At 68.7% G+C, this 23,170-nt stretch carries 20 protein-coding genes and 5 pseudogenes; 14 read left to right on the forward strand and 11 right to left on the reverse strand.

The window, feature by feature from the left end:
* Positions 1-75: 75 nt before the first annotated feature.
* Positions 76-243, forward strand: a pseudogene (locus tag ABZ396_RS39825) (IS5/IS1182 family transposase); the annotation flags it as partial.
* On the opposite strand, the pseudogene ABZ396_RS39830 reads toward ABZ396_RS39825, so the two are convergent.
* Positions 200-704: pseudogene (locus ABZ396_RS39830) on the reverse strand (hypothetical protein). The pseudogenes ABZ396_RS39825 and ABZ396_RS39830 sit on opposite strands and share 44 nt — an antisense overlap.
* A gap of 239 nt (positions 705-943) precedes the next feature.
* On the opposite strand from ABZ396_RS39830, the pseudogene ABZ396_RS39835 reads away from it, so the two are divergent.
* Positions 944-2,388, forward strand: a pseudogene (locus tag ABZ396_RS39835) (NF041680 family putative transposase).
* Between the two features lie 247 nt (positions 2,389-2,635).
* On the opposite strand, the gene ABZ396_RS39840 reads toward ABZ396_RS39835, so the two are convergent.
* Complete coding sequence (locus ABZ396_RS39840; protein ID WP_358927012.1) at positions 2,636-3,112, reverse strand: helix-turn-helix domain-containing protein; 477 nt, start codon at positions 3,110-3,112, stop codon at positions 2,636-2,638.
* Positions 3,113-3,443: 331 nt separating this feature from the next.
* On the opposite strand from ABZ396_RS39840, the gene ABZ396_RS39845 reads away from it, so the two are divergent.
* The gene (locus ABZ396_RS39845; protein ID WP_358927011.1) at positions 3,444-4,238 is read left to right on the forward strand and encodes an SDR family NAD(P)-dependent oxidoreductase; all 795 of its coding nucleotides are present in this window, start codon (positions 3,444-3,446) and stop codon (positions 4,236-4,238) included.
* Between the two features lie 84 nt (positions 4,239-4,322).
* Here ABZ396_RS39845 and ABZ396_RS39850 read toward each other — a convergent pair.
* Positions 4,323-5,072: pseudogene (locus tag ABZ396_RS39850) on the reverse strand (IS256 family transposase); the annotation flags it as partial.
* Between the two features lie 193 nt (positions 5,073-5,265).
* Here ABZ396_RS39850 and ABZ396_RS39855 point away from each other — a divergent pair.
* Complete coding sequence (locus tag ABZ396_RS39855; RefSeq protein ID WP_358927010.1) at positions 5,266-5,826, forward strand: helix-turn-helix domain-containing protein; 561 nt, start codon at positions 5,266-5,268, stop codon at positions 5,824-5,826.
* Positions 5,754-6,275, forward strand: coding sequence for an IS30 family transposase (locus tag ABZ396_RS39860; protein WP_358927009.1), 522 nt, complete (start codon positions 5,754-5,756; stop codon positions 6,273-6,275). Before ABZ396_RS39855 ends, ABZ396_RS39860 begins: the two co-directional genes overlap by 73 nt.
* Positions 6,276-6,304: 29 nt before the next feature.
* On the opposite strand, the pseudogene ABZ396_RS39865 reads toward ABZ396_RS39860, so the two are convergent.
* Positions 6,305-6,766: pseudogene (locus ABZ396_RS39865) on the reverse strand (transposase); the annotation flags it as partial.
* 237 nt (positions 6,767-7,003) lie between these two features.
* Between ABZ396_RS39865 and ABZ396_RS39870 the strand changes: the two are divergent.
* From ABZ396_RS39870 to ABZ396_RS39880, 3 genes are all read left to right on the forward strand, one after another.
* Positions 7,004-7,243, forward strand: coding sequence for a hypothetical protein (locus tag ABZ396_RS39870; protein WP_358927008.1), 240 nt, complete (start codon positions 7,004-7,006; stop codon positions 7,241-7,243).
* Positions 7,244-7,301: 58 nt separating this feature from the next.
* The gene (locus ABZ396_RS39875; RefSeq protein ID WP_358927007.1) at positions 7,302-8,555 is read left to right on the forward strand and encodes an IS256 family transposase; all 1,254 of its coding nucleotides are present in this window, start codon (positions 7,302-7,304) and stop codon (positions 8,553-8,555) included.
* A 190-nt stretch (positions 8,556-8,745) separates the two neighbouring features.
* Positions 8,746-9,015, forward strand: a complete 270-nt coding sequence (locus ABZ396_RS39880) for a GNAT family N-acetyltransferase (RefSeq protein ID WP_359187091.1) — start codon at positions 8,746-8,748, stop codon at positions 9,013-9,015.
* 840 nt (positions 9,016-9,855) lie between these two features.
* Here ABZ396_RS39880 and ABZ396_RS39885 read toward each other — a convergent pair.
* Both ABZ396_RS39885 and ABZ396_RS39890 read right to left on the reverse strand, forming a co-directional pair.
* A complete protein-coding gene (locus tag ABZ396_RS39885; RefSeq protein WP_358923435.1) occupies positions 9,856-10,527 on the reverse strand; it encodes a GntR family transcriptional regulator in 672 nt (223 codons plus the stop codon).
* Between the two features lie 55 nt (positions 10,528-10,582).
* Positions 10,583-11,620, reverse strand: a complete 1,038-nt coding sequence (locus tag ABZ396_RS39890) for an asparaginase (protein ID WP_358923437.1) — start codon at positions 11,618-11,620, stop codon at positions 10,583-10,585.
* Positions 11,621-11,714: 94 nt separating this feature from the next.
* On the opposite strand from ABZ396_RS39890, the gene ABZ396_RS39895 reads away from it, so the two are divergent.
* The 6 genes from ABZ396_RS39895 to ABZ396_RS39920 are packed head-to-tail and all read left to right on the forward strand — an operon-like array spanning position 11,715 to position 18,836.
* Positions 11,715-12,989, forward strand: coding sequence for an MFS transporter (locus tag ABZ396_RS39895; protein WP_358923439.1), 1,275 nt, complete (start codon positions 11,715-11,717; stop codon positions 12,987-12,989).
* Positions 12,990-13,041: 52 nt separating this feature from the next.
* Positions 13,042-14,286 carry an alpha/beta hydrolase gene (locus ABZ396_RS39900; protein ID WP_358923441.1) on the forward strand — a complete coding sequence of 415 codons (1,245 nt, stop codon included), beginning with the start codon at positions 13,042-13,044 and terminating at the stop codon, positions 14,284-14,286.
* A complete protein-coding gene (locus tag ABZ396_RS39905) occupies positions 14,283-14,903 on the forward strand; it encodes an isochorismatase family cysteine hydrolase (RefSeq protein ID WP_358923443.1) in 621 nt (206 codons plus the stop codon). The genes ABZ396_RS39900 and ABZ396_RS39905 overlap by 4 nt, the downstream gene beginning before the upstream one ends.
* A complete protein-coding gene (locus ABZ396_RS39910; protein ID WP_358923445.1) occupies positions 14,900-15,964 on the forward strand; it encodes an amidohydrolase family protein in 1,065 nt (354 codons plus the stop codon). The genes ABZ396_RS39905 and ABZ396_RS39910 overlap by 4 nt, the downstream gene beginning before the upstream one ends.
* Positions 15,957-17,453: an aldehyde dehydrogenase family protein gene (locus ABZ396_RS39915; protein WP_358923447.1), complete on the forward strand. Its 1,497-nt coding sequence runs from the start codon at positions 15,957-15,959 to the stop codon at positions 17,451-17,453. The genes ABZ396_RS39910 and ABZ396_RS39915 overlap by 8 nt, the downstream gene beginning before the upstream one ends.
* 21 nt (positions 17,454-17,474) lie before the next feature.
* The gene (locus ABZ396_RS39920; RefSeq protein WP_358923449.1) at positions 17,475-18,836 is read left to right on the forward strand and encodes an amidohydrolase family protein; all 1,362 of its coding nucleotides are present in this window, start codon (positions 17,475-17,477) and stop codon (positions 18,834-18,836) included.
* A gap of 597 nt (positions 18,837-19,433) precedes the next feature.
* Here ABZ396_RS39920 and ABZ396_RS39925 read toward each other — a convergent pair.
* The 5 genes from ABZ396_RS39925 to ABZ396_RS39945 form a co-directional block, all read right to left on the reverse strand.
* On the reverse strand, positions 19,434-19,787 hold the full coding sequence (locus tag ABZ396_RS39925; protein ID WP_358923482.1) for a hypothetical protein: 354 nt from the start codon (positions 19,785-19,787) through the stop codon (positions 19,434-19,436).
* The gene (locus tag ABZ396_RS39930; RefSeq protein ID WP_358923451.1) at positions 19,787-20,323 is read right to left on the reverse strand and encodes an SbcC/MukB-like Walker B domain-containing protein; all 537 of its coding nucleotides are present in this window, start codon (positions 20,321-20,323) and stop codon (positions 19,787-19,789) included. The genes ABZ396_RS39925 and ABZ396_RS39930 overlap by 1 nt, the downstream gene beginning before the upstream one ends.
* Before the next feature lie 436 nt (positions 20,324-20,759).
* Complete coding sequence (locus ABZ396_RS39935; protein WP_358923453.1) at positions 20,760-21,878, reverse strand: AAA family ATPase; 1,119 nt, start codon at positions 21,876-21,878, stop codon at positions 20,760-20,762.
* A complete protein-coding gene (gene pnuC, locus ABZ396_RS39940; RefSeq protein WP_358923455.1) occupies positions 21,875-22,540 on the reverse strand; it encodes a nicotinamide riboside transporter PnuC in 666 nt (221 codons plus the stop codon). The genes ABZ396_RS39935 and pnuC overlap by 4 nt, the downstream gene beginning before the upstream one ends.
* Positions 22,541-22,919: 379 nt before the next feature.
* Positions 22,920-23,099 carry a hypothetical protein gene (locus ABZ396_RS39945; RefSeq protein WP_358923457.1) on the reverse strand — a complete coding sequence of 60 codons (180 nt, stop codon included), beginning with the start codon at positions 23,097-23,099 and terminating at the stop codon, positions 22,920-22,922.
* Between the last annotated feature and the right edge of the window lie 71 nt (positions 23,100-23,170).

Below are 23,170 nucleotides of genomic sequence, written 5' to 3' on the forward strand. Positions count from 1 at the left end.
ACGTCCTGTGGGCTCTCATCCGCGACGGACAGTGCTACCAGAGCAACCTCCCCGTCACCGCTACGGCTTGACAACCTCATTAGGAGGTGGATCGTGGAGCGCACCAACGCCTGGCTGATGCGCACCCGTCGGCTGGCACGCGACTACGAACGCCGCACCACCAGCGCGGAGGCGATGGTCTACTGGTCGATGATCCTGCTCATGACCCGCCGCCTGGCCCGGCCACACCCTTCGCGAGCGTGAACCGGCGAGGCCCCGGCTCGGCCAGCCAGCCCCGCGCGACCAGGCGCTTCGCCTTCGACCGCAACGCCTCCACCCGCGCCGGCACCACATCCATCCCGAACATAGCGGCCATCTCCTGGCACGTCAGCGGCCCTTGATGGAGCCGGGACCGGTCCGCGAGCGCCTGCACGATCCGCTGGTAGTCCACCGGACAGCACCGGCCAGGCAAGCCCTTCACGCCACACCGGCACCTGCGACCTCGGTTTCACCGCATCCCGCGAGCTTCGGCGGGCTTCCGCCTCGTCATCGCCCCCGGGAGCCAGCACCGCGTCGACCCGCCTGCGGGCGACCGACCACTCCTGCCACTCCTGCTCGGCCTCGGCCAACTCGGCCTGGATGCGATCGGCCTCCTCGCGCAGCCCGTCGACACGACGACGAGCAGCGACCTCGTGCTGTTCCAGCAGTCCGACAACCGACGGCATCCCGGCCTCCCCAGCGAGCGACAACCCGACAGGCCACAACTCCCACGGAACCACTCAATCTATGCCTGACCAGCGAAAACGCCGCCCTCAAGTTCGGAACGACAACAACGTCTGAGCTTGACGTTTAACCTCGCTGGTCACCCGACCTGCTGATCTGCGGTTCTTCCCGGGACAGTGGAGGCGGCCGTTCTCCACGCTTCGAGATGTCGAGTCACGGAGCACAAGAGAACGGCCGCTGCATGAGTCTCCCTGTCGAAGCGCCCGGAGGCGACGCGTTGGGCATCTTGTCCCGCTTTCGGGTTGAGTTCTACGAGTGCCTGTACGCCCGCGCGGATGTGCTCTTCGAGCTGACCGACGCGGTGCTGTGTGCGGACGGGCCGGTGAAGGCCCTGGTCGAGCTGTCGCTGGCGGCCGAGCACCGGCGCGGGCACGGTGCGCTGTACGCCGCGTTGGACCGGGGCTGGCTGGAGCCGGTCAGGCTGCGCCGCGCCCTGTCCGGCCTGCCGCTGCCGAGGGCGGCCGACGGCAGGATCGTGCTGGCCGTGGACGTGAGCAACTGGCTGCGCTCTGACGCGCCGACCAGCGACGACCGGCTGTTCTGCCATGTCTACGGGCGCGGCGACCGCAAGACGGACCAGTTTGTGCCGGGCTGGCAGTACTCCTTCGTCGCCGCGCTGGAGTCCGGGCGCACCTCGTGGGTCGCGCTGCTGGACGCCGTGCGCCTGGGGCCCGCCGACGACACAACCGCCGTCACCGCCGCCCAACTGCACGGTGTCGTTGAGCGGTTGAGGCAGGCCGGGCAGTGGCGGCCGGGCGATCCCGAGATTCTGATCGTGATGGACGCCGGCTACGACGTCGCCTACCTCTCCCACGCCCTGGCCGACCTGCCGGTCGTGCTGGTCGGACGGCTTCGCTCGGACCGGGTCATGCTCCGCGACCCCGGTCCTGCCCGCTCCGGGCCGAGGGGCGGGCGGCCGCGCCGGCACGGCGGCGTCCTGACCTTCGCCAAGCCCGACAGCTGGCACGAGCCCGAAGTCACCACGGCCACGGACACCACCCGCTACGGCACCGCCGAGGCGATCGCCTGGGACCGGATGCACCCCAGACTCACCCACCGCGGCCCCTGGCTGGAACATGCGAAGGAGGAACTACCCATCCTGCACGGCACGTTGGTCCGCCTGAAGGTCGAGCGTCTGCCGGGCGACCGCGACCCGAAACCGGTCTGGCTGTGGTGCTCGGCCACCGCCGCCACGCCCGCGGACGTAAACCGCTGGTGGCAGTCGTTCCTCCGCAGATTCGATCTCGAGCACACGTTCAGGCTGATGAAGCAGACGCTCGGGTGGACCGCCCCGAAGATCCGCCACGCCGACACCGCCGACCTGTGGACCTGGCTGATCATCGCCGCCCACACCCAGCTCCGCCTCGCCCGGCCCCTCACCGAAGACCTGCGCCGTCCCTGGGAACGGCCTGCCGAACCACGTCGCCTCACCCCCGCCCGCGTCCGCCGGGGGTTTCGCAACGTCCGCGCGACAGCAGCCCGTCCGGCAGCCGCACCGAAACCGTCCCGCCGGGCCCCGGACGGCCGCCCGGCTCGAAGAACAAGCAGCGCGCCAAGCGCCACGACGTCGGCAAGACCGTCAAGCGCGCCGAGTCGATCAAGGAACACCAAGCCCACCGAGGTTAAACGTCAAGCTGAGGGCCTCATGTCGCGGAAGTGCGCGCTTCATCTGGTCACATGCGATGGAAACGGCGACTCCCGGGTGCGCCTTCGCTCGCCGGGCCAGCCAGGTCGGCGGCGGATTTACCGGTAGGCCGCGACAACACCGGCGAGACGTCAGCCGGCCCTGCGGGCGGCGGGGCCGTGGCGGCCCTTTTCAGCTCGGCCCTGTCGCCCCGCGGCCTGGCTCCGCATGTGATGTGCGAAAGGGAAGCTAGCGGTCGGAGGGGCGGCTGGCCTCGATGAATGTCAGGTCTTCTTGGGGGACCGGACTGTCTGCTTCATCGAGGAAGCAGACGTGCACCCGCGCTCCCGAGGAGGAGCGGCGCTCCACCGACGGCCCGCCGCGCGGCGGCTTGTGCACGTCCCCCCACTGCTGAAGTGCGGCCAGTGGCACAGCCAGGTCCTTGCCGGCCTGGGTGAGGTGATAACTCCGCCGCGTCCTGGCGCCGGGTTCCTTGTAGGAGCGCTTCGTCATGACTCCGGCCGCCACGAGATGTTCCAGGCGATCGGTCAGGATGTTTGGCGCGATGCCAAGGGACTTCTGGAAGTCGGCGAACCGCTCGACGCCCGCCATGAGGGCCTCGCGCATGATCAGGAAGCCCCAGCGGTCGGACAGGACCAGCAGTGAACGTTCGATCGAGCAGTCCGGTGCCGATTGCCGAGAAGCCTTCGTCCGGGGTGCCGTCATGATTTTCAGTCTACCTGAGTAGCGATGCGTAACCCCGATACTTGAGTAGCCAGGCACAACTCAGCCTCGCAAACAAGTCGTGACCAGTGTCGCCGTGGGCGGGATCCGGCCCTGGGTAAACACATGGGTGGGCGCATGGCGGCGGCAGAGATAGGGCCGCCCTTGCAGGATGGACACCATTGTGCACCCTTCGGGCGACCCGGTTCGCCGCCGCCGATCCTTCGGTCTAGCTAGCTTGCTAGAAACAAGTCAGTGGGTTACGGTTTGGGCATGACCGCATGACCAAGCGAGCCATCTCAACCCACAGTCCCACCGCATCTGGAGGCAAGTCATGAGCTCACCCACCGAAGGAACCGCCCTGATCACCGGTGCGACCGCTGGCCTCGGCGCGGCCTACGCCGAGCTTCTCGCCGATCGTGGACACGACATCATCCTCGTCGCCCGAGACAAGGCCCGGCTCGACGCCGCCGCTGCCAAGATCAGCTCGGCGACCGGCCGTTCCGTTTCCGTACTCTCCGCCGATCTCAGCACCGCGGAAGGAATCCGCGCGGTCGAGGCAAGGCTCGCCGACGACGCCAGCATCGACACACTCGTCAACAACGCCGGCGGTGCTCTGTTCGCCCCGCTGCAGGCCACGGACCCCGACGTGCTGGAAAGCCTCGTGACACTCAATGTCACTTCCGTCACACGTATCGCCGCCGCCGCCGCAAAAGCGTTCGCGAACCGCGACAACGGAACGATCATCAACATAGCGTCTGCGCTCGCGCTGAACATAATGCCGATAGGAGCCGCCTACAGCGGTACGAAGGCCTACGTCCTCGCGTTCACCCAGGGCCTTGCGCAGGAGTTCGCCGACAGCAACGTCACCATTCAGGTCGTTCTGCCCGGCGGCCTGCGAACCGCCTTCTGGAACGGTTCCGGCATCGAACTGGACCAACTCCCCGCCGAAAGTGTCATGGAGCCCTCGGTCGCAGCCGAGGCCGCGCTCGCGGGCTTGGAGGCTGGCGAACTGGTGACCATTCCGTCGCTCCGGGACTACACCGCATGGGAGACGTTCGAGGCCAGCCGCCTGGCTCTGATCCCCACCCTGTCGCTCGCCACGCCCGCCGACCGATACACCACATAACGCGGCGCGCAGGCCTCGCGTACGACCACGACATCGGACGGCCGAGGGTCTGTAAAGCGAGCGGTGTAACTGAGGTGGGTGTGGCTAGAGTTGACCTGCGGTGAGGCGGCCGTCGAAGGCCAGGTCGAAGGCGTTCATGGCGCCCTTCCAGCGCATGGTCCAGCGTTTGCGGCCGGCGCCGGTCGGGTCGAGGCTCATGACGGCCATGTAGACGCACTTGAGGGCGGCCTGCTCCGTAGGGAAGTGCCCGCGGGAGCGGACGGCCTTGCGAATTCGGGCGTTGACGCTCTCGATGCTGTTGGTTGTGCATACGATGCGGCGCATTTCGGCATCAAACTGGAGGAAAGGCGTGAACTCGGGCCAGCTGGACTCCCAGAGGCGGACGATCGCCGGGTACTTCTTGCCCCAGGTCTCGGCGAATTCCAGGAACCGCGTCGTGGCCGCGTCCTCGGTCGGCGCGGTGTAGATGGGCTTGAGAGCCTTGGCGATCTTGTCCCAGTCCTGCCGGGCCGCGTATCGAAATGACGCCCGCAGCAGGTGGACCACGCACGTTTGCACCACTGTTCGGGGCCAGACCTCACCGACCGCATCGGGCAGCCCCTTCAACCCGTCGCAGACCAGCATGAGGACGTCTTCGACGCCCCTGTTCTTGAGCTCGGAGAGCACTCGAAGCCAGTGCTTCGCGCCTTCGCCGCCGTGGCCGGCCCACAGGCCAAGGATGTCGCGGTGTCCCTCGGCGGTGACCGCCAGGGCCACGTAGATCGGCCTGTTCGCTACTTGGCCATCGCGAATCTTGACGTTGATAGCGTCAATGAAGACGACCGGGTAGACGCGGCGGTTTCCATCGGTGGTTGCGACACCCGACAGGAGTCGACCCATGTCGCGAGGTGGAGCGAACAGGCTGCCGCTGTCGGTGCCGAAGACGTACTTCGAGTTGCGTAGAGGTGGCCTGAAAGGTGCAGCCGCTGCCCGCCGAGTGGGCGTATCCACCAGCGCGGGCTCGCTGTGGTTCATCAAGGCTGGACGCATGCTGCTGCCCAACAAGCCCATCGACGACCGCTACCTCACCCAGGACGACCGCCTCGCGATCGCCGAGGGCCTGCTCGCCGGCCGCACCGCGGCGGTGATCGCCGAGGAGATTGGCAAGCACCGCTCCACCGTCTATCGCGAGATCGCCCGAGGCCGCGGGGGCCCCGAGGGCACGTACAACCCGTGGTGGTCCCGCAATCAGGCCATCCTGAGGCGCCGTCGCCCCAAACCGGAAAAGCTCCGTGTGGATGCCGAGCTGCGGGCCTTCATCAACGACAAGCTGAAGCAGCGGTGGTCGCCGCAGCAGATCACCCGTCACCTCGCCCGGAGCCGCCCCGCCGAGCCAGCGATGAACGCATGCCCGGAGACGATCTACCGCGCGCTCTACAACGGACTGCTCGACAAGCGCACCGCACGGCTACGTACTCCAAGGACGCGCCGCAAGAGCAGCGCCGGGGCATACCCTCCAAGAACGCCATCCCGAACATGCGGCCGGTCCAGACCCGGCCCAGAGAAGCCGAGGACCGCCGACGGGCGGGGCACTGGGAGGGCGATCTGATCGTCGGCAAGGCACAGTCCTCCGCGATCGGGACCCTCGTCGACCGCGCCACCCGCTACGTCCGGCTCATCCACTTGCCCGACGGCTGGAAGGCCCCGCAGGTCCGCGATGCGCTCGTGGAACAGACCGGCGGCTGGCCCACGAGCCTGCGGCGTACGCTCACCTGGGACCAGGGTCGAGAGCTCTACTACCACGAGGAAATAGAGGACTTGACCGGGTTCCGGATCTACTTCTGCGACCCGCACTCACCATGGCAGCGCGGCACCAACGAGAACACGAACGGGCTGCTGCGGGAGTACTTCCCCAAGGGCACCAGCCTCGCCCACTACACCCTCCGCGATCTCGCGCAAGTCGAACGACAACTGAACGAACGCCCCCGCCGAGTCCTCGCAGACCGCACCCCGGCCGAGGCCATGAGACGCTGGTCGAGAGAACTCGCCTACCACTGATTCGCAACGATCAGTGGAAACCGCCCGCGGTCGAGCGGCCGGTTCTGCCATTCGGCCATGCCATCCATCACCTTGTCGGTGATCGTGCTGATGGTCGTCTTGGACACGTCCGCGCCGTAGACCTCGGCCAGGTGCGCAGAGATCTCCCCGTGCGTGAGGCCCTTCGCGGCAGCGAGAGCACCATCTCGTCCACGCCGGTCAGCCGGCGCTGCCGCTTCTTGACGATGGCCGGCTCGAAGGAGCCCTCCCGGTCGCGGGGCACGTCGATCTCGACCGGCCCGATGTCCGTCAGCACCGTCTTGGACCGGGCCGTTACGGGAGTTGCTGCCGTCCTTGCCCGCCGGGTCGTGCTTGCCATGGCCGAGATGGTCGGTAATCTCGCCCTCCAGCGCGGACTCCAGAACCGTCTTGGTCAACTGCTGCAGCAGCCCGCCCACGCCGGTCAGCTGCAGCCCCTTACTGCGGGCCCGTTCGACGAGCTGGTCGATCAGTTTCTGCTCGACCGTCGCGGCCTCCGGCGAGAGATCCGCCTGGTCATCGGCGTCCACGAACGCGGTCACGGTGTCAGTCACTTGATGTCTCTTCCATGATCATCAATTACACCGGTGAGCGTACAGACCCTCGCTGCGCCGGTAGGGGCGGGCGAATCGCTGGGCGAGGCCGGGGGCGCCCATCAGCGATGACACCGCGTGCGTGACTGGCAGTCATCACCTTGGCATCCCGCGGAGATGGACGAGATCGTGACGATCTGCCTTCTCCATTTGCGCGAGCCTGCTCCAGGTGCCGAGGCTCTGGCGAATGACATCGTCACTCGTGCGCAGGGCGGCTGCGAGGTGGCTGCTCAGTTCTCCTGGGAACGTCCCGGCTTCGAGTGCACAGTCGTGGAGCAGGGCACGGCAGTGAGCAATGCTCAAGACCTGTGGATCGGTGTCGGGAACTGCACGCGGAGGGCGTACCTTCCCGAATGATCGACTGATGGTCATCGAGTAGGCCGGTGTTCGCAGCACCGGTCGGGAAGGCACGCCCGTGCTCAGCGTAGTCAACGACGAAGGCACCACCCCGAACGGCTCCCTGATCGACGAGATCGTCCGGGAGGGCGCCCGGCGAATGCTTGCGGCGGCCCTGGAGGCCGAAGTCAACGCGTACATAGCCGAGTTGGCCGACCAGCGGCACGAGACCGGCCGGCGGCTCGTGGTCCGCAACGGCTACCACCAGCCCAGGAAGGTCACCACCGCGGCCGGGGCGGTCGAGGTCAAGGCCCCGCGCGTGAATGACAAGCGGGTCGATGAGGCCACGGGCGAACGCAAGCGATTCTCTTCGGCGATCCTGCCGCCGTGGTGCCGCAAGTCCCTGGCGGTCAGCGAGGTGTTGCCCTTGCTCTACCTGCACGGCCTGTCGTCGGGGGATTTCGTCCCGGCGCTGGAGCAGTTCCTCGGCAGCGCGGCCGGACTGTCGCCGGCCACGGTCACCCGGCTGACCCAGCAGTGGCAGGCCGACCACGCGGCGTTCATGGACCATGACCTGTCCGGGGTCGACTACGTGTATGTGTGGGCCGACGGCATACACCTCAATGTCCGCCTGGAGGAGACCAAAGCCTGCGTCCTGGTCCTGATCGGGGTCCGCGCTGACGGTTCCAAGGAGCTGGTCGCCCTTGCTGACGGTTACCGCGAATCTGCCGAGTCCTGGGCCGACTTGATGCGCGATTGCGCACGCCGGGGCATGCGCGCCCCCGTCCTCGCGGTCGGCGACGGTGCCCTGGGTTTCTGGAAGGCTTTGGCCGAGGTGTTCCCCGCTACCCGCGAGCAGAGGTGCTGGGTTCACAAAACGGCCAACGTCCTCGACTCCATGCCGAAATCCGCGCAGCCCGGAGCGAAGAAAGCGATCCAGGACGTCTACAACGCCGAGGACCGCGACCATGCCGAGGCGGCGATCGAGACGTTCGCCAAGCTCTACGGCGCAAAGTTCCCCAAGGCCGTCAAGAAGATCACCGACGATCAAGAGGAGCTGCTGGCGTTCTTCGACTTCCCCGCCGAGCACTGGATCCACTTGCGAACCACGAACCCCATCGAGTCCACGTTCTCCACCGTCCGCCTGCGGACCAAGGTCACCCGCGGAGCCGGCTCCCGCACCGCCGCCCTGGCAATGGTCTTCAAACTCGTTGAGTCCGCCCAGGCCCGCTGGAGGGCCGTGAACGCTCCCCACCTCGTCGCTCTTGTCCGCGCCGGAGCCCACTTCGAACGCGGACAACTCATCGAACGCCCTGGAGTGATCGCCGCATGAACACCGTTGCCCTGCGACCGGCAGCCCCGGCCGACAGCGAGCTCTGCTTCCAGCTCCACAAGGCCGCCATGGGCGACTACGTCGCGGCGATCTGGGGCTGGGATGACGAAGATCAACACGCCTATCACGTGCGCGGGTTCGATCCGATCGATGGCAGGTCATCACCGTCGACGGGACCGACGCGGGCGTACTGGTCGTCGAGTACCGCGCGCTCGAGGTCTACCTGGGGCGGATCGAACTCCATCCCCACTACCAGGGGCGAGGCATCGGTGCCCAGCTGCTCCAGTCCCTGATCGATACCGCAGCCCAGCGGGGCTGGGACCTCATCCTTGACGTGCTCGCGATCAATACCCGTGCTCATGCCTTCTACCAGCGGCATGGTTTCCGGGAGGTGGCTCGGCACGGGGAGAACAACAGGAAGATTCGAATGCGCTTCACCCACCGGCACACCAACGAGTGAAGATCGCTGGATCACCTGATCCACAGGTCTTGACGATTACTCCGGGCTTCTTCTCGATCAGCTTGGCGAAACCCCGTACTGAGGCGGCCTCGCGTCCCCCTGGGCGGTCGTGGGCTCGCTGAGCCATGTCGACGGCCTCCTGGGGGTGGCCGCGCAGCAGGGTCTGCAGACGTAGGCGCCGAGCGGGCGGTCGCCTGCGGACCGGGCCGGCCGGAGTGCCTGGGCGAAGTGGTGTTGAGCGGCTTGGTCGTTGCCTGCATTGAAGGTGATCCAGCCGGCGAGCCGGGCCAGTTGGGACGTTGCGGCGAGCAGCTGTACGCCTACCTTCTGGGTGTAGGTGCCGCGCAAGAGCGGGGCGGCACGCTCGAACGGAAGGGCGGGCATAGGGGTGCTGCGCCAGCTGCCGCCTCCGTAGCGGGAGTCCCAATGCCGTACGTCGTCAGCGGCGCGCCGCAACTCCTCGACGTCCTGTGCCCCGACCCGGGGGCCGTCGCCCGTGGCGTGGATCTGGTCAGCGGGCTGAACCAGTACCGCAGCGCCACTTGAGAAAGATCAGCGAAGCCGGCCAACTCCCAGGTCAGCGAACGTGCAAGACTTTTGGAACCCTACAGGCCTCAACGGTCGCCGCGGTGAGATTGAAATTGAACGGGTTCAGGTGTCGAGCTGCAGATTGTTGAACTCGTTCAGTTCCTGTTCGCGTCGAGCGTTCTGCCGTTCGATTGTCAGCTTGCTGGGCTGCGCGGATGAATTATCGGCACCCACAGGGTCCACTCGGTCGATTCGGCGACGCCGCATGGTACCCCGTCAGAAGCCCGGGGACGCCGGATCACGATGTCCGGATCAGGATGCCTGAATGACGTCGGAGTCCTCGATCGCGCTGAGGGTCGAGCGCAAGTGCTGGAGGGTCAGCTCCTCGACGGCGTCCACCTCGCCGGCACGGTAGAGCCGTACCAGCGCGAGATGTTCCGTGTTGGCGTCGGGCACCTGCTCAGGCCTGGCCTGCAGGGAGAGGCTCACGTACGCGGAGGCGCTGTCACGCAGATTGGCCAGGATGCCGGCCAATTTGCTGCCGTGGTCCGGTTCTCCGAAGATCCCGTGGAACTCCCGGTTCAGGTCCACCCATGCCGACAGGTTGTCCTCGTTCTGCATGCGCTCGGCCAGGTCCTGCGCACGGTCCAGCTGCGCCTCGGTGATCCGCGCGGCCACCCGGCGCACCATCAGCGGCTCCAGGGTGATGCGGAGTTCGTAGATCTCGCGCACCTCGTCGATGTCGAGCCGTCTTACGACGGCACCGCGGTGCGGGTCCATGACGACGAGCCCTTCGACGGCCAGGTCGCGCAGCGCCTCACGCAGCGGTGTGGTGCTGATATGGAGCTCCGCCGCCAGCTCCGTCTGCACCAGGCGGGTGCCGCCGGTGAGCGTGCCGTCGAGGATGGCGGTACGCAGACTGGTCAGCGCGTATTCGTGTGCCGTGCGAGCCCGCCCGGGCGCCGCCAGCCTGCCGAACGTCACCGCTGCCTCCAGACCTGGATCGTATGCTCTCACCCTCAGCTTAGATGCCGCCGACTCATGGCTCGGCGCGCGCGGCGAACCCGGCCCGGACCGTCCGCTCGTCGCTGCCGGCCGCGAGCAGCGCCCACAGCAGCAGCCGCGCTTTGCGGGCGTCCAGCCAACCCGCGGGGATCGCGCCACGAACCGTCAGGTCCCGCTCGGATCCCGTGAAGCCGTACGTTCCGTGGAAGACCGGCCCCGAACCCGTCCGCGTGGCGAACACCACGGGCATCTGCTCGTTGGCCTTGGAGATCACGGCGGCAAGGTCCGCCGATACGTGCCCCACGCCGAACGCCGCGAGCACGGTGCCGTCGTAGCCCGCGTCCGCGACGAGGCTCAGCAGGTCGCCGTCGTCGCCGAGGAAGGTCTCCAGCAGCGCTACGCGAGGTGACCTGTCCGGGGCGGCCGGCCGGGGCAGCGGGGCAGGACGCGGGCGTGGTGGGCGGTTCCCGTACGCGACCCTCCCCTCGTGCACGCGCGCCAGCGGGCCGAACGGTGCGGAGCTGAACGCGCCGACCATGCTGCTGTCGGTCTTCCGTACGCGTACAGCGGCATGCACCTCGTCACCCAGCACGACGAGCACGCCGAGGCCGCGCGCATCGGGCTCGGCCGCGGTGAGCACGGCCGCCATCAGGTTCGCCGGGCCGTCCGCGCCCGGGTACTGGGGGGGCCGCATGGCGCCCGCCATCACCAGTGGCTCTGGCCGGTCCCAGTACAGGTCCAGCAGGTAGGCGCTCTCCTCCAGTGTGTCCGTGCCCTGCACGAGCACCACACCGGCGGCGCCGTCGGCCACGGCCGCCCTCGCCCAGTCGAGCGCCGCGAGGAGTTCGGTGACGCCTATGGAGGCGCCCGGCATGGTGAACAGGGTCTCGGCGCGGATCTCCGCCACGGCGGACAGTTCCGGCACCGCCGACGTCAGGTCGGCCGCCGTCAAGGACGGGGTCACTCCTTGTGTACGGCGGGGGCTCGGATCGTCGGACGCGGCCGTCGCGACATCCCTGGTCATCGTGATCGTTCCGCCTAGGGAGGCGACAGCCACGAGCGGCTTCTGCATTGCGGCTCACTCTCAGTGACTCTTGACAGTTGATAGTTTGCATTTTATAGGATGCCTATCGGCATGCTACCCGAACCCCAGTGGAGGCAACCTCGTGGTCGCAGCAGCAGATACCGAGACGCGGAGCCACAGGGGGCGCACCTTCGTCGCCGGTCCCCGGCTGAGCACGACCCTCGCTCTTGTCAGCCTGGCCGTCCTGGCGGCTTCCTACGTCGTCAACGCGATGGACCGACAGGTGTTCTCGGTCCTTCTGCCCGGAATACGCAACGAGTACGGCTTCAGCCTCGGCCAGGGCGGGCTGCTCTCCACCATCTTCACCCTCGGCATCGGTATCGCCGGCGTGCCGACCGGCTACCTGCTCGACCGGCTGTCCCGCAAGAGCGTGATCGTCATCGGGATCGCCGTCTACTCCGTCTTCACGATCCTGACCACACTCTCGGTCGGATTCCCAGACATGATCGCCTACCGCGCGGCGTCCGGCGTCGGCGAAGCCATGCAGAACGGCGCGCTGTTCTCGGCAGTCGGCGCGTACTTCTTCGCCAACCGCGCCATGGCGCTCGGAACGCTGAACTTCGCCTACGGCATCGGCGGCTTCATCGGCCCGCTGCTCGGCTCGTACCTGGCCGGCGGCAACAGCCACTGGCGCACACCGTTCTGGACCTACGGCCTGATCGGGCTGGCCTTCGTCGCCATCGTCTCGCTGGTCATCCGCAAGTCGTTCACGGAACGCGGGGAGACCGCCTTGCGGTCGGGCCCCAGGCTGCGCCTCGACCATGTGCCGAAGGCGCTCTACAACCGCAACGTGCTGCTGTTGATGCTCGCCGCGGCGGCGGTCGGCATCTCGATGTACGGCTACATCGGGCTGTACCCGACCTTCCTGGAGACCCAGCTCGGCTTCGGCACCGGCCAGGCCTCCCTCGCCGCCAGCATGTTCGGAGTCGGTGCGGTGCTCGGCATCCCGGCGGGCTGGCTCGGCGACCGGCTCAACCAGCGTGCCGTCATGATCGTCGCGGCGCTCGTTGGCTGCGTCGTCGGCTACCTGCTGTTCAACGGGCCGACCACGGCGGGCGCACAGTACGCACTCTCGTTCGCCGAGGGCGCGCTGGCCAGCGGATTCCTCTTCGTCAACATCTACTCGGCGATGCAGCGCGCCGTCCAGCCGGAGTTGATCGGCCGCGTCTCGGGCCTGTTCGTCGCGTCCTTCTACCTGCCCGCCGCTTTCGCGGGCTACCTGTTCTCCGCGCTCGTCGGCGCGGCCGGGTGGGGCGGCGCGGGCCTGTGGCAGCTCACCGTGCTGCCCCTGGTCGGCGTGGCCGCCCTGCTGTTCGTGCGGACGGGGGCCCTCGCCCGCACCAACGGGCCCGGCTGACCGTTCGGCAGCTCACGCTCCACCACCCCTGTCTCCAGGAGGAACCGCCCGCATGAACAGCACCGCAGGCGCACGCCGCTGGCATGAACAACGTTGGATCACCGACTCGGTGCTGCGCACGGACGGCCTCGAATGGGACCAGCCCCGCGTCGCGTACACGCTGCGGCCCATGGGGGTGGACGCCACCCCGGACTTCCGGGTGGCCGAATCCCGGATCCACAAGTTCGCCGACCTTGTGCCCGTCTTCACCGAGCTTGCCGAGCGGCGCCGGAGTCTGGCCGAGGAGGCGGAGAGTCGAAGCCGCCCCGTCGCGGCGCGGGAGCACTACTTCCACGCGGCGTTGCTCTACGCCACGGCCGAGTGGCCCATCTGGGAGGACTGCGAACGCCTGACCCGCCTCGACGACCTCAAGAACGCCTGCTACAGCGCTTACGGGCGCCTGGCCGACCATCACGTCGAACGGGTCGAGATCCCGTTCGGCGACTACTTCATCCCGGCCTGGTTCCACCTGCCGCGCGGATACGCGGGCGGAGCGGTGCCGACCGTGCTGTCCTGCGGCGGCATGGATGCCCCGAAGGAACTCAACGTCAATCTGTACGGCGACAAACTGCTCGAACGCGGCTTCGCGGTCCTCTCGTTCGACGGCCCGGGACAGGGCGAGGCATCCGTGCGGGGCGTGAAGTTCACCCCGACCGCGTGGATCGAGGCGGGCGCGGCGCTTGTCGCGTGGTGCCGGGAGCGGGCCGAGGTGGATGACGACCGGATCGTCGGCTTCGGACTGTCCTTCGGCTCGTACTGGATGTCGCAGATCGCGGCCACCCAGCCGTCACTGCGGGGCACCGCGGTGGGGCTGGTCTGCCACGAGCCGGGCTGCCACATGATCTTCGAGATGGCCTCGCCGTCCTTCAAAGCCCGCTACATGTGGATGTCGGGGCTGGAACACGACGAGGCCACCTTCGACCGGATGGCCGAGGAGATCGACCTGCGTCCGCTGATCGGCAGGATGAGCGCACCCTGGCTGGTGGTCGCGGGCGACGAGGACGAACTGTCCCCCATCGAGCACAGCTACGCGCTGGCAGCCGACTGCCCCACCCCGGCGCCGATGCTCGTCTACCAGCAGGGCAGGCACGCGCTGTCGCTTCCCACCCCGTCCGTCGCACTGGGCCCCAACTGGCTGACCTATACGGCCGACTGGCTGCTCGACCGGGTGAACGAGGTACCCGCCGAGGACTACGTCGACTACGTCCTGCCGACCGGGCTCACAGAGCGCCGCCCCCATCCCAAGGAGATCCGGTGAATGCCTCAGCCATCCCCTACGGCCGTGCCGCCGCCGTCACCATCGACCTGCACCGCGGCCACCTCGACCCGGCAGTGGCGACCATGCCGCTGCCGGCCGTCGACGCGGCCCGCGTCACCCGGGCCAACGCCGAGTTCCTGGCGGGCGTCCGGGAGCGCGGCCTGCCCGTCGTGCACGTCGTCACGTCGTACCAGGGCGTCGAGGACATCGCCTCCAATCCCTGGTGGGCCGCGGTCGCGGACACCGGCGCGAGCCGCAGAAACGTCCTGCGCCACCAACTGCCCGGCAGCCCGGGCCTCGAACTGATGCCCGAGGTGTACGACCCGGCGTACGATCTCGTCGTCACCGGCAAGAAGCGGTACGACTGCTTCGCCGCCACAGACCTCGAACACGTCCTGCGCTCACGCCACGTCGACACCCTGTTGCTGACCGGCGTCAACACCAACAGCTGCGTGCTCGCCACGACCGTCGCCGCCAACACACGCGACTACGTCCCCGTTGTCGTCGAGGAGTGTGTGGACACCATGGACAAGGCGGCCCACGAGGCGGCGCTCCTGGTCATCAGGCAGGCGTTCGGCTGGACCGCGCAAGCGAAAGAGGTGCTGGCCGCCCTATGAGTACCACGACACCCGCACGCGGCACCCGCCTCAGGGTCGTGGACGCCCACGCGCACGTCATACCACCCGTGCTGGTCGACGCCATGCGCGCCGGGAGAGCCCCCGACGGTATCCGGCTGGAGGAGCAGCCGGACGGCACGACATGGGTGGTGCACCGGCAGGGGTACCGCTACCCGCTGCTGCCCGACTTCCACGATGTGTCCACCCGGCTCGCCACTATGGACCGGCAGGGCGTCGACGCGGCCCTGCTGTCCGTGGCCCCACCGCTGTTCCTGTACTGGATCGAGCCGGCCGCTGCCGTCGAGGCTACGCGCACCGTCAACGACTCGATCGCGGCAATGGCGGGCCAGGCGCCCGACAGGTTCGCCGGGCTCGCGACTCTGCCGCTGCAGGACCCGCGTGCGGCCGTCGAGGAGCTGCGTCGGGCGGTCGACACCCTCGGGCTGCGCGGCGCGCAGATCGGCCCGCACGCCGAGGACGTGCCACTGGACGACGCACGCCTGCGGCCCGTCCTCGCGGCCGCCCAGGAGCTGTCCGTACCGCTGGTGGTGCACCCGTACTACGTCGGGGCCACACCCGGCCCGCTCGACGACTTCTACCTGACCAACCTGGAGGGCAACCCCTGGCAGACGGCCGTGTGCGCCTCCCGTCTCATCCTGTCCGGCACGCTCGACGCACTGCCCGGCCTGGACGTGGTCCTCGTGCACGGCGGCGGGCACCTGCCCTACCAATTGGGCAGGCTCGACCACGGGCACCGGGTCAGGCCCGAGGCGAAGGGATGCGCGCTGCCCCCCAGCCGGTACGCCCGCCGCTTCCACTACGACACACTCACCCACAATCCGGCCGCTACGGCGTGGCTCATCGATCAAGTGGGGGCCGACCGGGTGGTCCTCGGCACCGACACCCCCTTCGACATGGGCGCCGACGGTCTAGCCGCCCAGCTCGCGGGGATCCGGCTCGGCGAGGACGACCTGGCCCGGGTCGCCCACACCACCATCGAAGAACTCGTCGGACCGGTGGGCGCGCCCACCAGGCCCGCGGAAGGCGCACATCATGGCTGAGTCTCTCCTGCTGCGGATCGACGGCAAGGACGTCCCCGCGTCCGACGGCGCCACGTTCGACGTCGCCAACCCCGCCACGGGCGACCACCTCTACGACGTGGCCCACGCAACGCCCGCCGACGTGGACGCGGCGGTCGTCGCCGCCCGCGCCGCCTTCGACGACCGGCGCTGGCGCGGCATGGCGCCACGGCTGCGCGCCCGCGTGCTGAACCGTGCCGCCGGCCTGCTGGCCGGCCGCATCGACGAGTACGCCCGTCTCGAGACACTGCAGATCGGCCGGCCGTTGCGCGAGATGCGCGCTCAACTGGCCCGGCTGCCGGAGTGGTTCGAATACTTTGGCGCTGTGGCCCAGACCACCGAGGGCAGCGTGCCGGACTTCGGTGCGGGATATCTCAACGTCGTCCAGCGGGTGCCACTTGGAGTCGCCGGACTCATAACACCCTGGAACCACCCCTTGCTGATCACCATGAAGAAGGTCGCGCCGTCGCTGGCGGCCGGCAACTCCCTGGTCCTCAAGCCCAGCGAGCTCGGCCCCGTCGTTCCGCTCGCGCTGGCCGCGCTGTTGGAGGAGGCCGGGGTTCCGGCGGGCGTCGTCAATGTCGTCACCGGGCTCGGCGCCACCACCGGACGCGCCCTGTCGGAGCACTCGGGGCTCGCAAAACTCGACATCACCGGCGGCACCGAGACGGGACGGGTGGTCGCCGCGAACGCGGGCCGCTCGCTGATCCCGGTCACCGCGGAACTCGGTGGCAAGGCGCCCGTGGTGATCTTCGCCGACTCCGATCTTGAACGGAGCGTGTCCGGTGCGCTGTTCGCGTCCTTCATCGCCACCGGGCAGACCTGCGTGCAGGGTGCGCGGATCCTCGTCGAACGCCCGTTGTTCGACCGGTTCGTGACGCGTTTCACGGAGCGTACGTGTCAGCTGCGCCTCGGTGACCCGCTCGCCGCCGATACCCAGGTAGGCCCGCTGGTGTCGAAGGCACAGCGCGACAAGGTCGAGCAGGCCGTCGCCCGAGCCACCGAGCAGGGCGCGTACGTGTTGTGCGGCGGCCGGGTCCCGACGGGCGCGGACCTGGAGTGCGGCTGGTTCTACGAGCCGACGGTCGTCGGCGGCGTCAGGCCTGAGCACGAGCTCTGGTACGAGGAGGTGTTCGGGCCGCTCACCGTCGTCGTGCCGTTCGACGACGAGGCTGACGCGGTGCGCAAGGCCAACGACTGCCCCTTCGGGCTGGCCGCTTCGGTGTGGACGGCGGACTCGGGGCGCGCACTGCGCGTCACCGAGGGGCTCGACGTCGGAATCGTGTGGGTCAACGACCACCACCGCGTCGACCCGGCGTCGCCGTGGGGCGGTTCCAAGGACAGCGGCATCGGCTCGGAGAACGGCATGGAAGCGTACCGCGCGTACACCAGGTCGAAGAGCGTCGTCGTCAACTCCTCGGGCACGCCCTTCGACTGGTACGCGACCACGGACGACCTGCGTTACTCCTGACGGAATCAAGGAGGCCGAAAAATGGCTGAGACCGAAGTGGACCTCTTGGTGGCGGGCGGCACCGTCGTCACCCCCGAGGGCCGGCGGCGGGCGAACATCGCGGTGCGCGACGGCCGGATCGCCTACCTGGGGCCGGACCAGCCCCGAGCCGCCGAGACCGTCGACGCGGCGGGCTTGATGGTGCTGCCCGGCGGTGTCGACACGCACGTCCACCTGATGGATCCCGGCAGCACGGACCGGGAGGACTTCCCGACCGGCACCTCAGCCGCCGCGGCGTCCGGTGTCACCACGATCGTCGAACACAGCCACGGCGCCCCAGTCAGGACTGTCGACGACCTGCGGGACAAGCGGAGCTACCTGCGCGACCGGGCGAACGTCGACTACGGCCTGGCGGCGCACGCCTGGCCTGGCTGCGCCGGGGAGGTGGCGGATCTCTGGGCCGCGGGGGTCGCCTTCTTCAAGGTCTTCACCTGCACCACGCACGGTGTGCCCGGACACACCGCCGCCGCGCTCAAGGAGCACCTGACGCAGACCGCGCTCGTCGGCGGGGTGAGCCTGCTGCACTGCGAGGACGAGTCGCTGACCGAGTCGGCGGAGGAACTGCTCAAGGCCGAGGGCCGGGTGGACGGGGGGTTGCTGCCGCAGTGGCGCAACCGGGACGCGGAGCTGGTCGCCGCGTCCGTCGCTGCGCTGCTCGTGCGGCGCACCGCGGCCCGTGCCACGATCGCCCACGTCAGCCATCCCGAGGTGGCCGCCTATGTGGCGCGGGAGCGTGCCGGAGGCGCGCGGCTGGCTGCCGAGGGCTGCCCGCAGTATTTCCTGCTGCGGGAGGACGACGTGCTGACAGAGGGCGCGCTGCGCAAGTTCACCCCCCCGGCGCGGGCGCGCACCGACGAGGACGAACGGGAGATGTGGCGGCTGCTGCGTGAGGGCACGCTGACCCACATGTCGACGGACCACGCGCCGTCGACCCTGGAACAGAAGAGGGCCGGCGACATCTGGAACGTCCACTTCGGCCTGCCCGGCCTGGACAGCACCATGTCGCTCCTGCTGGACGCGGCAGCACGCGGGCACCTCGCCCACGAGGATGTCGCGCGTGTCTACAGCGAGAACCCGGCCAAGGCGTACGGACTGTGGCCGCGCAAGGGCCGCCTGGGGGTAGGCGCGGACGCCGACCTCATCCTCGTCGACCCGGCCGCCGAGCACGTGCTGCGCAACGAGGACGTACTGTCGAAGGCGGGCTGGACGCCGTTCGACGGGCGCCGCGTACGGGGCGGCGTGGTACGCACCTACCTGCGCGGGACACTGGTGGCCGAGGAGCGCAAACCGCTCGGGGAGCGGGCGGGACGGTTCCTGCCGGGAGCCGGCCACCCGCGGGGCTGATACACGCTGTTCTGGGCGGGCCGGCGACGACCGGCCCGCCGAGCGTGTGCGCGTCCTCGCAAGGCTGCCAGCGCAAGAACGGGGTGGAGAACGCCCCGACCGTGAAGGGTGCGCTGGCCAGGAAATCGCGTCGGTTCACAGGGCTCCAGAAGTCGGCCGCTTCGCGTAGGGCGGCGGTCGTGGCGCGGGAGAAGGACAGCCCTTCACCTTCCGGACCGCGCGCGTCGTCACGGATGCCGAGACCAGTCTCGGCGACAGTCACGCGTCGTGCGAGGCGCTCGGACAGGGCTTGGGCGATCAGTTGGGGTGCCGGATGGCGCGGCACCATCCCCCGGCCACACCAGTTGGCAACGGACGTGTGGGTGTAGCGGCGGGACAGCCCGCGCTGCTCAGCCAGTTCGTTGATGCGTTTGGCCAGCGCTTTGTGGCTCATCCCCGAGAGGGCCAAGAGCGCCGTCAGGTCGTGGTTGGGAGCGGTGTCCTGGCCGCTGCGCTCCTGCGGCATCGTCATCTCACCCACGCAATCACCCCATCAGGCCTGGAAGACCAGCATGCAGGAGAATCAAACGCATATGGACCCGTAGATACAGGGCGAATTCAACTGGTCGTCGCAACACCTTGATCACGGAGGTGTTGGATGGGACGACCGAGGAAGCCGATGCCGCAGGCGCCGGCCGGGGCGCGACGGCAGTGGGCCGCGGATCGGGCGATGCGGGCGCCGATGCGCTCGCCCGGCCGCCCGGAGCCGTCGCGCGCTGTGCAAAGGGAGTGCAGTCGGCCCGCGTCGTCCAGCCACGCCCGCAACGCCGCTACCCCCGCCGGCGGCAGACCGGTCACCCGCACACTCGCCACGGCCGCCGGATCCGTCCCGGCGCACAGCCGGTCGTGCACGGCGGCCCACAGCGGGGCCAGCGCCTCATCGCCCGCGACCCATTCCCATGTCGTGCCCATCAGTCGCCATCCCGCCGTCGAAGTCCAGGGCCGAGGTCCAGCGTCAGCGGCTGCGCCTCCCCGTGGCCCTGCCACAGCCACGGCACCGTCACGCGGTGCTTCCCGCTGGTGATGACCTGCCCGGCCTCTTTCTTGATCACTGGGGTCATCGAGGGCGCGGTCGCCAGCACATCGAACTCCCACCGGCGCAGCAGTCCCAGCATCTGCCGAAGGTTCGCGTCGTCGAACGCCGCGTCCAGTTCGTCGATCGACGGCAGCCGCGGCCCGCGGTACTCCCCGCTGTACATCGACCACGCGGCCGCCAGCAGGGGCAGCATCGTGGCCAGGCGTCGTTCCCCGGTCGACAACGTCTCCAGCGGGTTCATACCGCGCGGCTTGACCTCCTTGAAACGGTCACTGCCCCCATCGCTGAACGAGGAGTGGGTCACCGAGATCTTCCACTCGTGCCAGGCCCGGTAGTCGAAGGTGTGCGCGACCCTGTCCGCCCACGTGTCCCCGACGGACTCGTCCATCCGCTGCCGCAGTACGTCACACATCCGCTCGAACATCTCGTCCGAGGGGGGGACTTTTCACCAGTTCCACCATGGCCTTCGCGTCCGCGTCCGTGCGCACCGCCCACTCGACCTTCACGCCCACCCGGGCCACCCCGGTACGCACATCCTCCAAGGTCTGGCCGATCTGCCGCACCAGTTGTTGCGCGAGATCTTGGCGGACCTGAACGTCGCGCTGCAGCTGGGCTCACGAGGACACAGACATGTATCTGAGCGAGTACCTGCTGACCGGGGACCCCGCAAAAGACTGGGAGACCATCACTCCGTGCGGCTGGGGAGGCCGACGGCACGTCGTCCGCTTTCAGCCGGTGAACCGCGGCGTCGCTACGTAACGGGTCGCCTCGGACACGCGGCGTTGATCTGGAAGCGGCGGGAGAGGAAGCGCTGCGTCGGCATGCTCCATCGCGCTGTGCCGCCGCCCTCAGCCGAGCGGGGCGGCCAGGCGCCAGCCCTCCTCTAGCAGCCGGTCGACTGCCTCCAGGGCGAGTCGCAAGCGGGTCGAGCGGTCGCCGCGCACCTCCTGCCAGGGCACGCCGCGACCGGACAGCACCTTGCGGAACCGCTCGGTCATCCAGGGCCGCAACTCCTCGCCGTCGCGCAGGCCGTCATCGTGGAATGGCACATCCTCATGGTCGGTGAGCAGATACAGCGCCCTGGGCGGCATGGCGTCGGCGAGGATGCGCACCGCCTCGGTGGTTCGGCCGAGGTAGCGTTCCTGCCAGACGGTGGTGGCCAGCGCGTCGGTGTCGCACACCAGCACAGGCCCGCCGGTTCGGGCCGCGCGTTCCTCCTCGGCCGATTGGCGGGCGGCGACGGCCTCGAAGTCGGCGTCGCTCCACTCCAGGTCGAAAACAGTGGGCTCCGCAAAGCCGCGGCGGGCGGCCAGCGCGCGGGCCACCGCGAGCTTGGCGACGGTCAATTCGCGCCCGTACTCGGGAACCCACTGGGTGAGCGGATGCGGACCGCCACGGGCACGCAGTGCCTGCGCCAGGTCGCGGCAGAGCGTGGTGGTGCCGGTGGACTCGGCGCCGAGCACCACCACCCGCCGGGCGAACCAGGCCCGCACCGGCGGCTCCAGCGCGTCCCAGCGGTCCACCGGGTCGCTGCGGACCGCGGTGGCGGAGACCGCGAACGTCTCTCGTGCCCCGTCGAGACGGACGTCCGCCGCGTTGAACCGGCGCGCCAGTTCGGTGCCGTACGGCTCTGAGGTGAACACCGCGTCCACCGGAACGGCCGCATGCGCTCCGGCCGCCACCGCCTCCCGCATCAGAGCGACGTGCCCTGCCCAGACGCTGTCGCTGCTGTAGTCCACCGGGAGGTTGTCGACGATGCCCGCGATGGCCACCTGGGGCCGGTCGGCGTACGCCTCGCGCAGCCAGTCGACCCGGTTGGCCAGCGGTATCGACTCCACGTCGGCTGCCATCACCACGACTGTGACGCGACGGCAGCTGTCCGCCGCGGTGCGCACCAGGAAGTGGTGACCGGCGTGAGGAGGGTAGAACTTGCCGATGACCAGTCCGTGGTCGAAGGGGAACGTCATGCGCGCACCAGGTCCGCTGCAGGGGTCGATGGGCCAGCTGCCAGTTCCCGGTGCCAGCTGCGCAGTCCGAGCAGGCACATCGTCAAAAAGAGCACGTAGACGATGCCCGTGAGGTAGAGCAGCTTGGCGAAGTACAGCGGGATGTAGACCACATCTGCGGCGATCCAGAAGTACCAGTTCTCGTAGGACTTGGTGTTGAGCAGCCACTGGGCGGCCAGCGACAGCGCGGTGGTCAGGGCGTCCCAGAACGGTGCGATGTCCTGGGCGCGGGTCAACGCCACGGTCAGGCCCCAGGTCGCGGGTACGGCGAGCAGCAGCAAGACGACGACGGTGCGCGCGCTGGCGTGGCCCATCAGCCGGGCGGAGCGGCGCTCGCCACCGCGCAGCCAGGTCCACCAGCCGACGGCCGCCAGCACTAGGTACACGACCTGCAGCACGGCGTCGGCGTACAGCTGGGCGCTCCAGAACAGAACCAGGAAGAACAGGTTATTGGCGATACCAACGGGAAAGTTGGCGATCCTCGCTCTGACGGTCAGCCAGACGCAGGCCGCGCCCGTGGCGAAGCCGAGTAGCTCCGCCCAGGTCACCGCATCGCGGCCGAAGCCGAACAGCACAGTGTTCAGGGGCGCGACGATATCGCCCAGGACGTCGCTGACAGCCATGCAGAGCTCCTTGCCCAGTAAATGTCAGCATGACGATAAACGGTGGGCCGTCGTATGCCAAGACGGCGGATCTGCTCACCACCTGGACGCTTGGCGCTGCAGCCGCCGCATGAGTGGTCGAGACCCTCACCTCCTGCGAACCGCTCCAGCAGGTCCACTACTGCATGCCAGTTCGCACCCCGGGGCAGGATCCCGTTGCATCTCGACAGCTGAGCAACGGTTGCCCGACCCGGGAAGGCGCCGGGCCTTTCGCGGGCCCGGGCAATCCCGAGCATCAGAGCACTCCGCAGCGCTGCAGATCACACGTAGGAGGCCGGCAAGCTGTGGGAAGTGGATCTCGCCCTCAGCGGAGTCTGACGGGACGAGCACCCGCTGACCGTCAGCGGGTCTGGCGGATGGATGCGTCGACGAGGATGCCATCGGCACCGGTGTAGTCACCGGCATACATCTTGAGCATGCCGTCGCTCAGGGTGGCATACAGGACGGTGTGGACGCGGGAGGCCCCGGATTCGCTGGTAGTGCCCAGGGTGATGTTCTGGGTGGTGTTGAAGCCGGACACCCACCGGTCGTGGGCTGTCCCGTGATGTTGGAGCCGTTCGGACTGAACCGCAGGGCGCCGAGCCGTACAAT

It is taken from the genome of Streptomyces sp. NPDC005866, from assembly GCF_040629895.1.
Taxonomy (GTDB): Bacteria; Actinomycetota; Actinomycetes; order Streptomycetales; family Streptomycetaceae; genus Streptomyces.